This window comes from Micromonospora sp. DT31 (assembly GCF_049841795.1).
Taxonomy (GTDB): domain Bacteria; phylum Actinomycetota; class Actinomycetes; order Mycobacteriales; family Micromonosporaceae; genus Micromonospora.
The window spans coordinates 133967-146242 of the sequence record NZ_JBNCKZ010000004.1; the positions used below are offsets into that span (position 1 = coordinate 133967).

The 12276-nt window shown below is 74.3% G+C and carries 9 protein-coding genes; 3 read left to right on the plus strand and 6 right to left on the minus strand.

Features of this window, described 5'->3' with window-relative positions; translation table 11 throughout:
• The first annotated feature begins 101 nt into the window (after positions 1–101).
• Positions 102–1457 carry a phosphoglucosamine mutase gene (glmM, locus tag ACLQ2X_RS09145; RefSeq protein ID WP_425680529.1) on the plus strand — a complete coding sequence of 452 codons (1356 nt, stop codon included), beginning with the start codon at positions 102–104 and terminating at the stop codon, positions 1455–1457.
• A 34-nt stretch (positions 1458–1491) separates the two neighbouring features.
• Here glmM and ACLQ2X_RS09150 read toward each other — a convergent pair whose 3' ends face one another.
• Together ACLQ2X_RS09150 and ACLQ2X_RS09155 are read right to left on the minus strand one after the other, a co-directional pair.
• The gene (locus tag ACLQ2X_RS09150; RefSeq protein WP_425680530.1) at positions 1492–2238 is read right to left on the minus strand and encodes an ABC transporter ATP-binding protein; all 747 of its coding nucleotides are present in this window, start codon (positions 2236–2238) and stop codon (positions 1492–1494) included.
• 2 nt (positions 2239–2240) lie between these two features.
• Complete coding sequence (locus ACLQ2X_RS09155; protein ID WP_425680531.1) at positions 2241–5066, minus strand: FtsX-like permease family protein; 2826 nt, start codon at positions 5064–5066, stop codon at positions 2241–2243.
• 89 nt (positions 5067–5155) lie between these two features.
• Between ACLQ2X_RS09155 and ACLQ2X_RS09160 the strand changes: the two genes are divergently transcribed.
• Complete coding sequence (locus ACLQ2X_RS09160; RefSeq protein ID WP_425680532.1) at positions 5156–5794, plus strand: helix-turn-helix transcriptional regulator; 639 nt, start codon at positions 5156–5158, stop codon at positions 5792–5794.
• 16 nt (positions 5795–5810) lie between these two features.
• Here the strand turns inward: ACLQ2X_RS09160 and ACLQ2X_RS09165 are convergent, their stop codons facing one another.
• On the minus strand, positions 5811–7007 hold the full coding sequence (locus ACLQ2X_RS09165) for a pyridoxal phosphate-dependent aminotransferase (RefSeq protein WP_425680743.1): 1197 nt from the start codon (positions 7005–7007) through the stop codon (positions 5811–5813).
• 22 nt (positions 7008–7029) lie between these two features.
• The gene (locus ACLQ2X_RS09170; RefSeq protein WP_425680533.1) at positions 7030–8073 is read right to left on the minus strand and encodes an MmpS family transport accessory protein; all 1044 of its coding nucleotides are present in this window, start codon (positions 8071–8073) and stop codon (positions 7030–7032) included.
• Positions 8074–8308: 235 nt separating this feature from the next.
• Between ACLQ2X_RS09170 and glmS the strand changes: the two genes are divergently transcribed.
• Positions 8309–10222 (plus strand): glutamine--fructose-6-phosphate transaminase (isomerizing), encoded by a 1914-nt coding sequence (gene glmS, locus ACLQ2X_RS09175; protein ID WP_425680534.1) that lies wholly within the window; start codon positions 8309–8311, stop codon positions 10220–10222.
• A 78-nt stretch (positions 10223–10300) separates the two neighbouring features.
• Here glmS and ACLQ2X_RS09180 read toward each other — a convergent pair whose 3' ends face one another.
• Together ACLQ2X_RS09180 and ACLQ2X_RS09185 are read right to left on the minus strand one after the other, a co-directional pair.
• Positions 10301–11947 (minus strand): alpha/beta hydrolase, encoded by a 1647-nt coding sequence (locus ACLQ2X_RS09180; protein ID WP_425680535.1) that lies wholly within the window; start codon positions 11945–11947, stop codon positions 10301–10303.
• Positions 11944–12246 carry a type VII secretion target gene (locus ACLQ2X_RS09185; RefSeq protein ID WP_425680536.1) on the minus strand — a complete coding sequence of 101 codons (303 nt, stop codon included), beginning with the start codon at positions 12244–12246 and terminating at the stop codon, positions 11944–11946. The genes ACLQ2X_RS09180 and ACLQ2X_RS09185 overlap by 4 nt, the downstream gene beginning before the upstream one ends.
• Positions 12247–12276: the final 30 nt, after the last annotated feature.

The following is a 12276-nucleotide window of genomic DNA, read 5'->3' on the forward strand; positions in this document are numbered from 1 at the left end:
TGTACCACTGACGGACGGCCGGGTGGCCTCCCTTCCCGGGGAGGCGACCCGGCCGTTCCGCGTTTCTCCCTCTCATCGGCGGTTCCACGGAGGTTGCGGGTATGGGCCGGTTGTTCGGCACGGACGGCGTACGCGGGCGGGCGAACGTGGATCTCACCCCGGAGTTGGCGTTGGCGGTCGCGGTGGCCGCGGCACACACGCTGGCCGAGACCGACCGGAGCCATCCGCCGCTGGCGGTGGTCGGCCGGGACACCCGCGCCAGCGGCGAGATGCTGGAGGCGGCGGTGGTCGCCGGACTGACCAGCGCGGGCGCCAACGTGGTGCGGGTCGGCGTGCTGCCGACCCCGGCGGTGGCGTTCCTCACCGCCGAGATCAAGGCCGACCTCGGCGTCATGCTCTCCGCCTCGCACAACCCGATGCCGGACAACGGCATCAAGCTCTTCGCCGCCGGCGGGCACAAGCTGCCCGACGAGATCGAGATGCGGATCGAGGAGGCGGTGAAGGCCAACGCCACCACCGCCTGGGAACGACCGGTCGGCGCCGGTGTCGGCCGGGTCAACGACCTGCTCGACGGGGCCGACCACTACGTCCAGCACCTGGTCGGCACCGTGCCGCACCGCCTCGACGGGATCAAGGTCGTGGTCGACTGCGCCAACGGCGCGGCGGCGGACGTGGCCCCGGTCGCCTACCGGGAGGCCGGCGCCGAGGTGATCGCCATCCACGCCGAGCCGGACGGGCTCAACATCAACGACGAGTGCGGCTCCAACCACATCGACGCGCTGCGCGCCGCGGTGCTGGAGCACGGGGCACACCTCGGCATCGCCCACGACGGCGACGCCGACCGGTGCGTCGCGGTCACCGCCGACGGCGAGGAGGTCGACGGCGACCAGGTCATGGCGATCCTCGCCCTGGCCATGCGCGACGCCGGCGAGTTGACCCAGGACACCCTGGTCGCCACCGTGATGAGCAACCTCGGCCTGCGGCTGGCCATGTCCGAGCACGGCATCCGGTTGATCGAGACCAAGGTCGGCGACCGGTACGTGCTGGAGGAACTGCGCGCCTCCGGGCTCGCGCTCGGCGGCGAGCAGAGCGGGCACATCGTGCTGCCCGCATACGCCACCACCGGCGACGGCGTGCTCACCGGCCTGCACCTGATGGCCCGGATGGCCGCCACCGGCACGCCCCTGGCCGACCTGGCCGCCGTGCTCACCCGGCTGCCCCAGGTGCTGATCAACGTGCCGGTCGGTGACCGTACCGTCGGTGCCGCCGCGCCGGCCGTCCGCGCCGAGGTCGAGCGGGCCGAGGCCGAGTTGGGAGAGACCGGGCGGGTGCTGCTGCGCCCCTCCGGCACCGAGCCGCTGGTGCGCGTCATGGTCGAGGCCGCCACCGAGGCCACCGCCCGGCAGGTCGCCGAGCGCATCGCCGAGCAGGTCCGTACCGCCAGCCCGGTCGCCTGACCCGGGCGCGGCGTGGCGCACGCCCCGGCGCCGATCAGAGTCGCAGGCGGGAGGCCCGGTCGAACGTCTCGGCCGGGTCTTCGCCGTCGGTGAGGTCGATGTCTTCGACGAGCCGACCGTCGCCGAGCCGGATCAGGCGGTCACACCGGGCGGCGATGGCCCGCTCGTGCGTGGCCAGCAGGACAGTCATGCCGTGCCGCTCGCGCAGGTCCAGGAGCAGGTCCAGGATCTGGGTGCCGGTGGTGGAGTCCAGGTTGCCTGTGGGTTCGTCGGCCAGCAGCAGCCGTGGGCGGCCCATCAGCGCGCGGGCGATGGCGACCCGCTGCTGTTGACCCCCGGAGAGCTGGGCCGGGAAGGCCCGTTCGCGCCCCTGCAGACCGACGGCTGCGAGTAGTTCCCGCGCCCGGGTGGCGTGGTCCGCCCGGCCCGGCCGTGGCAGAACCGGGGCGATCACGTTGTCGAGTACGGTCAGCGCCGGTAGCAGGTGGTACCGCTGGAACACGAACCCGACCCGCTGCCGGTAGCGGGCGAGCGCGCCCCGGCGCAGCGCGGTGACCTCCACGTCGTCGACGGTCAGGCTGCCCCGGTCGGCCCGCTCGATCGCGCCGATCAGGTGCAGCAGCGTCGACTTGCCCGAGCCGCTCGGCCCGGTCAGCGCCACCACCGAACCGCTGGCGATCTCCAGGGACACCTCGTCGACGGCGGTGAGCCGCGCGGTGCCGGTGTGGAACTCGCGGACCAGCCGTTCCGCGCGCACAGTGCTTCCGGGGGTCGGGTCCATGGTCACTCCTCGGCCAGTAGGCGTGCGGTGGGAAGGCGGTGCAGCATCCCGGCGGGGATGAGCGCCGCGAGGCAGGTGACAAACATCCCGGCTGCGGCCACCACAGCCGCGACGGTGACCAGGGCGGAGGGCACCTCACCCACCAGCCAGGCCGCGCCGCCGAGCCCGAGGCCCGCCCCGGTGAGCGCGCCGAGCCCACCGAGGAACAGCGCCTGCCAACCGATGAGGCGGACGAGGGCACCGTCGGTCCAGCCGGTCGCGCGCAGCGTGGCCAGCTCGGCGGCGCGGTCACGGATGTCCAGGTAGAGGACGTCGGCGACGGCGGCGGCGCCGAGCAGCACGGTGGCCGACGCGGCGAGCGTGTCGGCGCCGCGCACGCTCAGCGACACGGTGTCGCCGAGCAGGCTGCCGACGACCGCACCGCGGAAGGCGTAGGTGACGGCGGCGACCAGGGTGAGGGCGGCCACGCCGATGGCCAGCGCGCCGGCACCCAGCAGGGTGCGCCCCGGGGCGCGGGCCAGGTTGACCAGGGCCATCCCGGCGACGGTCCGGGCGCGGCGGGCACGGAAGATGCCGACCACCTGTGGCCGCAGCGCGGCGACGGGGTGGGTGCGGGCGGCCCGGAGCGCCGGCGGCAGACCCGCCGCCAGCGCCAGCAGCAGGGCCACCGGTACGGCGAGCAGCGCCTGCCGCCAGTCGACGTCGATGCCGAGGGCACGGCCGAGGGGCACCGCGAGACCGACGGCGAGCAGCCCGGCGACCAGCCCGAGCGCGGCGACCTCACCGAGGACGAGCGCGCCGATGCGGCGGGCCGACCAGCCCAGGCAGGCGAGGACGGCGAGCTGGGAACGGCGGTCCCGGACCGCCGCGGTGACCGCGTTGCCGAGGAACAGCGCGCAGACCACCAGCACCAGGGCGAACAGCACGGCGCTCTTGCGGTCGACCGCCCTGGTGATGACCGAGGCGACCCCGAGCGCCGACCAGTTCTCGGCCAGTCGCAGTTCGGGGCGGCCGAAGTCGCCCGCGGGCAGGTCGACGGTCTGTGGGGCAGGGGAGGAGCCCAGGGTGATGTCCACGTCGAGACCGGTGGCCACGGCGATCCGCTCGGCGGTCAGCCGGACCCGTTCGGCGGCGCGCTCGCTGTAACCGTCCACGTCGTCCACCCGGACCCGGATCGCGCTGATCGGGGCGCTGCGTTGCGGGCTGTTGCCGGCCGCGAGCAGTCCGGGCAGGCTGGACAGGTTGGTGAGCAGCAGTGGGGGCGCGGACAGGTAGCCGGACGGGTTGCCGCTGGGCTCCAGCGCTCGTCCGCCGAGCGCGTCCCGGCTGCGCGCGTCCGCCCCCTCGGCGCGCGGCGGCTCGTACGTCTCCAGCGGCACCCGGCCCACGTCGCTGAAGCCGGTGAGCTTCTCGGGGTCGAACAGCCCGACGGCCTTCCACAACCGGACGTCCTGTCTGCCGGTGCCGAGCCGCAGCGACGTCAGCGGACGGTGGCCGGTGTCCTCGCTGAGCCACGGGCGGGGCCTGGTGACAAGGTCCTGTGCCGTGCCGTACACGGTGGGGTCGGGGGTGACCGGACGGACCCGCAGGGTTCCGTCGGGCATCCGGTCGTACGTCGCCTGCCCCGGCTGCACGACGACCTGGAGTTGGCCGTGGCAGCAGGCGTCGGTTCCGAGCCCGGCGGCGAGCTGCGACCGGTACGCGTCCAGCGCGTCGCGTTCCGCGCCACCGGCCGCGGTGGACGGCAGGCCGCGTAGCCGTTGCGCCAGTTGCCGCGGTGGGACACCGGCGATGCTCGCGTCGAGCCGGGTGCGGGTGAACGTGGCCCGGACCGCGCCGTCGAGGAACGGTCGGTTGGTGGCGAGCACCGGCATGGTCCGACTGGACAGGCCACCGCTTGACCTGTCTACCACCGTGGTCTCGGTGGCGGTCAGCGGCCGGCCGTCGACAACCGTGTCGTTCAGGCCCACCAGGTCCTGTTCGGCGGCCGGGTCGACGGCGGCGAGCAGGAACGGCACCGTGAGGTGCACGGTCACGGTCAGGCGGGACAGTGGGGCGGGTACCTTGCCGGACGTGGCGGATGATCGGTTCTCCGGGCTTTCGAAACGACCGCCGGGCAGCATCCGGAAAGCCTCGACCTGCCAGATCCGCCGCTCGCTGAGGTCGTGCAGCATGTCGCCCTGCTCGGTCCGCAGGTCACAGACGGGCGCGGTACGCCCACCCGGCAGCACCTCGCGGGGCACCAGTCCGCAGTCGTTGGTGTCGTACGTCCGCCCGTCGGTGTACCGGACCGCGTCCAGGTAGTACTGCTCGTCGATGACCGGGTAGGCAAGCGGGTGGGTGGTGACGTACACGTAGGTCGGTTCGGCGGCGGTGTGGCTGAGGCCGCGTTCGGCGAGGAACTCACGGTCGATCCGGATGATTTGCCGGTCGAGGGACGGGTCCACTGTCGCGGTCACGTCCAGTGGCATCGCGATGGACGTGGTGGAGTAGCCGAGCATGGCGATCGGGGCCGCGACATCGACTCCCTCGACGGCCCTGACCTGGTCGTACTGTGCGGTGGTGATCCCACCGTAGGTGCCGGACAGGTAGTTGGGCCGGACGAGCCCGCGTTCGGACTCCAACGGTGTGCGGGTGCCCTTCGGCCGGACCAGGATGTCGTAGGCGGCCCGGGTGTCCCGCTCGACGGCGCCGGTGACGGCGAGGCGGGAGGTCGTGGTGGCGCCGGTGAGGACCACGAAGCCGGTGGTGGCCACCAGCACGCCGATCAGGAGCGCGACCGACCGCCCGGCCCGACCGCGAAGCTGACTCCAGATGAACCCGACCATCGCGCCTCCCCGTGTACTGAGCACACTGTGCGCGATACATTGTGACAATGCAAGGCCCCGCCGGGGTGCCTGTCCGAACCGGATCGGAGATGACGGTGGCGATCCAGCACGCGGTCCTGGCCCTGCTCGCCCGGGGCCCCAGCCACGGTTACCAGCTGAAGGGTGCCTTCGAGGCGGCGGTCGGGCCGCAGTGGGGCCCACTCAACATCGGACACCTCTACCAGATCCTCGACCGGCTCTCCCGGGACGGGCTGGTGGTGGCCGAGCGGCAGCCCCAGCCGGTCAAGCCCGACCGCCTGGTCTACGAGATCACCGTGGACGGCCGGGCCGAACTCGACCGCTGGCTGTCGGAGCCGAGCCCGCGCAGCGGCGGTTTCCGGGACGACTTCTTCCTCAAGGTGACCTCCGCCGCCCGCTCCGGCGCGGCGCAGACCGTCCGGCTCGTGCTGGCCAACCAACGCGGCCATCTCATGCGCGAGCTGCGCAACCTCGACGGATCGCGCCGGCAGGCCGACGATCCCGTGGTCCGGCTGCTGCTCTCGGCCGCCATCCGGCACGTCGAGGCCGACCTGGCCTTCGTGGACGACGCGGAGGCGGCGCTGCTCGCCGACGACGGCGCCACGCTCGCCGGTCTCGCCGCGGCGGCATCGGGCCGCAACGGCGTACCCGGGCGGTCGGCCGCGGACCGGCAGGCGTCGGAACCCGGTGCCGCGCGGGCCGCGGGCTGAGTGACCGGGTCGCCGCTCAGGCGTCCGCGCGCAGGCCGCGCAGCCGGTTCACCGCCTCGGCCAGCACCTCCGGCCGCTTGCAGAACGCGAACCGGATCAGGTGACGGCCGGCCGCCACGTCGTCGTAGAACACCTGCGTCGGCACCGCGACCACGCCGCAGCGCTCCGGCAGCGCCCGGCAGAACTCCACCCCGTCCCGACCGCCGAGCGGCGTGACGTCGGCGGTGACGAAGTAGGTCCCTTCCGGCGTGAGCACACCGAACCCGGCATCGGTGAGGCCGGCGACGAGCTGGTCCCGCCGCCGTTGCAGGTCGTCCCGGAAGCCGGTGAAGTACGCGTCCGGCAGGCCGAGCGCCACCGCCACGGCCGGTTGCAGCGGGCCGGCGTTGACGAACGTGAGGAACTGCTTCACCCGCAGCACGGCGGCCACCAGCGGCGCCGGCCCGCTCACCCAGCCGACCTTCCAGCCGGTGCAGGAGAACGTCTTGCCGGCCGAGGAGATGCGCAGCGTCCGCTCCCGCATGCCGGGCAGCGTGGCCAGCGGCCGGTGCGGCCCGGAGGCGTCGGTGAAGACCAGGTGCTCGTAGACCTCGTCGGTGACCGCGTACACGTCGTGCTCCTGGCACAGCTCGGCGACCAGGGCCGACTCGTCGGCGGTGAACACCTTGCCGGTCGGGTTGTGCGGCGAGTTCAGCAGCACCAGCCGGGTCCGGGGCCCGAACGCGGCGCGCAGCTCGGCCGGGTCGAACGCGTACCGGCCGTCCGCGTCGGGGCGCAGCGTCACGGTGCGGCGGACCGCGCCGGCCAGCGCGATCGAGGCGGCGTACGAGTCGTAGTACGGCTCGAAGCAGATCACCTCGTCGCCCGGCTCGCAGAGGGCGAGGATGCTCGCGGCCACCGCCTCGGTGGCCCCGGCGGTCACCACCACCTCGCCGTCCGGGTCGTAGTCCAGGCCCCAGAACCGGCTTTGGTGCGCGGCGACGGCGGCGCGCAGCGCGGGGATGCCCGGCCCGGGCGGGTACTGGTTGTGGCCGGTGTGCAGCGCCTCGGCGGCGGCGGCGAGCATCTCCGGCGGGCCGTCGGTGTCCGGGAAGCCCTGCCCCAGGTTGACCGCGCCGGTGCGGACCGCCAGCGCGGACATCTCGGCGAAGACGGTGGTGCCGAACGGCCGCATCCGGGCCACGAGGGGATCGGTGGTCGTCACGGTGTCCAGCCTACGACCCGCCGCCGACGGCTCACCTGATGGTGCAGGCCGCGCCCGGCCCGCCCGACTGTCGGGAGACGATCTTGCCGTCGATGGTGATCTGGCAGGTCACGCTGCCCGAGCCGATCGGAGAGGTGATGAGCCGCACCCGGTCACGGTCGTTCGTGGTGAACCTCAGCCGCCAGGGCGTGGCCACGGTGTCGGATTGGAGGTACTCGGCGTCGGCGTCGTGGAACAGGACCACCACCTCGCGGGTGGTGCCGGTGACCTCGTACAGCACGGTGAACCGGCCGGGACCGCCGGACGGTGCGGTCGCCGGCGCCGACGACGGGCGCTTCGGCGTGCCGGGCGGCGGCCCGTCGTAGGTCTCGTCCGAGGTGCGCGGCCCGTCGGAGGTGGTGTCCGACGCGGCCGGTTCGTCGTTGTCGACGGCGGAGCCGATCATGGGCAGCCCGCAGCAGCAGATGATCAGCACCACGACGGCGACCAGGGCGACCCCGAGCCCGATCTTCCAGCCGCGCCCGGAGTCGCCCGGGTTCGCGCCCGGATAGGCGTACGGCGGGGGGTAGGGGCCGGGCGGGTACGCGGACGGCGCTCGGCCTGAGCCGTCGGGCTGCGGGGGCCGGCCGGGCTGCGACGGCTGGCCGGGCTGCGGGGGCCGGCCGGAGCCGGAGGGCTGTGCGGGCCGGCCGGGGCCCGCCGGGGCGGCCGGACGTGGCGCGTCGGGCGTCCAGGCGGTCGCGCTGCCGACGGCCGGCGGCTCGGCCGGTGCCGCCCAGCCCTGGCCGGTGGCCGGTGCGGGGAGGTCGCCGGGTTGCGTCGCCGGGTCGTACCGGTCCGTGGGGTCGTATTGGTCCGGGGGGTCGACCGGGTCGGTGGAGCGGGCAGCGTCCGGTGGGCCGGGCGGTGTCCACTCGGTCGGCTTCCACGGGGTCGGTGACCAGGGCTGTCCGGGCGTCCACGGCTGCGGCGCGGCCAAGGCGTCCGGCGGAGTCCGGGTGGACTCCGTGGCCGGCGGTGCGGTCGGGTCGGCCGGACCGGGGGTCGGCTCGGGGGCGGCAGGAGTCTCGGACATCGGCTCAGCTCACAGGGGTACGACGCGGGCGACCGCGAAAACGGTGGGGCCGGCTGCGACCGGGGCCACCAATGTAGGGCGTGCCGGCCACCGGTAGCAGCCCTGCCACCAGCGGGAGCAATGCCCCTGTTTGTTCCGCGATGCCCGTCGAACTGCCCGGTTCGCTCAAGGGTGGTGATTGTTAAGCCGCCTTCCGCGCACACGTGATGAGCGAAACTCGGTTAGGCTGCGGACCATGTGTGGAATCGTGGGTTATGCAGGGGCGCGCCCGGCGCTCGGCATCGTGCTGGACGGGCTGCGGCGGCTCGAATACCGCGGCTACGACTCGGCCGGTGTGGCCGTGGTCTGTGCCGACCGGCTGCTGACCGAGAAGAAGGCCGGAAAGCTGGCCAACCTGGAGAAGCTGCTCTCCGAGCGGGCCGCCGACGCCCCCGAGGGCTGCGCCGCGAGCCCGATCGGCATCGGCGACGGCACCACAGGCATCGGCCACACCCGGTGGGCCACCCACGGCGGCCCGACCGACCGCAACGCCCACCCGCACCTCTCCCCGGACGGCCGGGTCGCGGTGATCCACAACGGCATCATCGAGAACTTCGCGAAGCTGCGCACCGAACTGGAGGACGACGGGGTCGAGTTCGCGAGCGACACCGACACCGAGTGCGCCGCGCACCTGATCGCTCGCGCGCTGGCCGACCTGCGTGCCGCCGGTGAGGTGGACAGCCCGCAGTTGCTCGCCTCGGCCATGCGGGCCGTCTGCGAGCGCCTCGAAGGGGCCTTCACGCTGCTCGCCGTGGACGCCGCCATCCCCGGCGCGGTGGTCGGCGCGCGGCGCAACTCGCCCCTGGTCGTGGGCCGCGGCGACGGCGAGAACTATCTGGCCAGCGACGTCGCGGCCTTCATCGAGCACACCCGGGACGCGGTCGAGCTGGGGCAGGACCAGATCGTCCTGATCACCCCGGACAGCATCGAGATCACCGACTTCGCCGGTCAGCCGGCCAGCGGCAAGGACTTCCACATCGACTGGGATTCGTCGGCCGCGGAGAAGGGCGGCTACGACTGGTTCATGCTCAAGGAGATCGAGGAGCAGCCGCAGGCCATCGCCGACACGCTGCTCGGCCGGCTCACCGAGAGCGGCGAGATCGCCCTGGACGAGGTCCGGCTCAGCGAGCAGGACCTGCGCGATGTCGACAAGATCTTCATCGTCGCCTGCGGCACCTCCTACCACGCCGGCCTGGTCGCCAAGTACGCCATCGAGCACTGGACCCGCATCCCGTGCGAGGTGGAACTGGCCAGCGAGTTCCGCTACCGCGACCCGGTGCTGGACCGGTCCACGCTGATCGTGGTGATCTCGCAGTCCGGCGAGACGATGGACACGCTCATGGCGCTGCGGCACGCCAAGGAGCAGAAGGCCCGCGTGCTGGCCATCTGCAACACCAACGGCTCCACCATCCCGCGCGAGTCCGACGCGGTGCTCTACACCCACGGCGGCCCGGAGATCGCGGTCGCCTCCACCAAGGCGTTCCTCACCCAGGTCGTCGCCTGCTATCTGATCGGGCTGCACCTGGCCCAGGTGCGCGGCATCAAGTTCGCCGACGAGGTGGGCGCGGTGGTGGCGCAACTCCAGGAGATGCCCGCCAAGCTGCGGGAGCTGCTGGACCGGATCGAGCCGGTCCGTGAGCTGGGCCGTGAGCTGAAGTCCGAGCCGACGGTGCTGTTCATCGGCCGGCACGTGGGCTACCCGGTCGCCCTGGAGGGCGCGCTGAAGCTCAAGGAACTGGCGTACATGCACGCCGAGGGCTTCGCCGCCGGCGAGCTGAAGCACGGCCCGATCTCGCTTGTCGACGAGGGCACGCCGGTGATCTGCATCGTGCCCTCGCCGGTCGGCCGGGGCATGCTGCACGACAAGGTCGTCTCCAACATCCAGGAGGTACGCGCGCGGGGCGCCCGCACCATCGTGATCGCCGAGGAGGGCGACGAGGCGGTGGTCCGCTACGCCGATCACCTGATCTACGTCCCGCGTACGCCGACGCTGTTGGCGCCCCTGGTCACCACCGTGCCGTTGCAGGTGCTGGCCGCCGAGATCGCCGCTGCCCGTGGGCACGACGTCGACCAGCCCCGCAACCTGGCCAAGTCGGTCACCGTCGAATAGCCGGTCCGGCCGCGGCCCCCGCCTCCCGTCACCGGTGGTGGGGGCCGCGCCGTGTTCCGGCCGGCCCGGCGCGGGCGCTCACTCGCCCAGCACGATCCGGGCCATGCCGTCCAACGCCGGATTGTCGTCGTCCCAGTAGCCGGTGTGACCGCGTCGGCTGCTGGGAAAACGCCGACCGCCGAACCCCGGTGCGCTCGGGTCGGCGCCGAACCAGAGCCGGTCGCCGGACGGGTCGAGCAACGCCGCCGCCGGGCCGAGCGGTGTGCCGGCGAGCAGGGCGCGGCGGGCCAGTTCCTCCGGTGGGCGGGTCAGCCGGATCACGTCGTCGGACGCGGTCGACGACCAGACCTGGCCGGCGGGCATCCGCAGCTCGGCGGCGTGGTCGACGCCGACCCCAGGTGAGCCGACGAAGACCAGCGCGTCGGCGCTGAGTCCGTGGTCGCGGGCGGCCGCGCCGACCACCAGGGAGCCGTAGCTGTGCCCCAGCACGGTCTGCCGGGCCGGCGGGCCCTCGTGCGCCGCCCGCAGCCCTTCCTGGAACCGGTGCAGGGCGGGCCCGGCGTCCTCGGCCCGCCGGGTGCCCGCCGCCTCGTGGAGGAAATCCGGCGCGTCGTAGTCCAGCCAGAGCACCGCGGCCGTCTCCTCGCCCGGCCCCAACGCGGCGCACCGTTGCAGCACCCGGGCGGCCCGGCCCAGCTCCGCCGGCGCGTCGGCGAGGTCCGAGGTCATGCCCGGCACGTACGTGAGCACCGCCCCGGACCGGTCCGGGTTGCCGAGCGCCACCACCGTGCGCCCGTCACCGGCCGGATCCAACCCCAGCAGGTACGCCCGTGGCGTGCCCGGCGCGGCCAGCCGCTCGCCGAGCTCGTCCAGGCCGCGCAGCGCGGCCTCGACACCGGCCAGCCGGGCCCGGCGGGCCGCTTCGAGCGGGCCCGCCGGCATCGGGACCAGCAACGCCAGGCGGCGGGCGAGCAACTCCAGCCGGCGGTCGGCGAGCAGCAGCCGGTTGGCCTGGTCGCGGGCGGCGGCCGGTATCCCGTCGAGGCGGCCGATCCGGCCCGGCTCGCGCCCCACCAGCCAGCGCCGCTCGGCCGGGCTCAGGCCGGCCCACCAGCGGCTCACCTCGGCCGGCACGGCACCCGGCCCCGGCCGGCCGGCGGGAGGCACGCTGACCCAGCCGGCCACCGTCGCCGTGGTCAGCTCGGACAACCGGCCGGCCGCCTCGCGGTCGGCGGCGTCGGCCAGCGCCAACGCGCCCCGGATGCCGGCCTGTGCCCGCACCACCGCCGGGCCGCTCCCGGCGGCCGGCCGCGCCGGATCGGGCCGGACCGCGCCGGTGCGGTCGACGAGCAGACCACCGCTGTCGGCGCGGGCCACCTCGACGCCGAGCCGGGCCTTGGCCGAGCCCAGCCGGGCGCCGAACTCGGCCAGCACCTGGTCGACTTCGAGCAGCGCGGGCAGCACGTCGGTGAGGTCGGTGCGCAGCTCCCCGATCCGCCGTTGCGCCGCGGTCGAGGCCGCACCGGTCCAGCCCGGCCGCAGCGTGCCGATCCGGGCGGTCAGCGCGTCGGCCCGGTGGCGCACCGGGCCGACGAGACCCCGCCAGGCGACCCCGGCGTCGGCCCAGGCGGCGGGGTCGGCCCGCCACAGCTGCGGGTAGCCGACCTGGCCGGCCCGCTCCGGGGCGGCAGCCGGCGCGGACCGGCCGGCCGGTCCGCCGCTCACCGGGGGACCCCGGAGAGCCGGCGGGCGGCCCGGTCGTCCACCGCCTCGTAGCCGTCCGCCCCGTCGCCCAGTGCCCCGGCGACGCCGGCCACCCGGGCGGCGAGCGTGCCGGACCACCGCCGCACCGCCGCGTCCAGCTCGGTCAGCGCCGCCCCGCAACGCCAGCCGTCGACGGGCGACACCGACAGCGTGTCCGGAGCCCCGCCCAGCCCTCGGGCCAGCCGCTGCGCATCGCCGGCGACCTCCCGCGCCACCGCCCGCAACAGCTCCGGGTCGACGTCGAACGGTTCCTGCGCCACCTGACCTCCCCACCCCGCCCGGCCCCACCG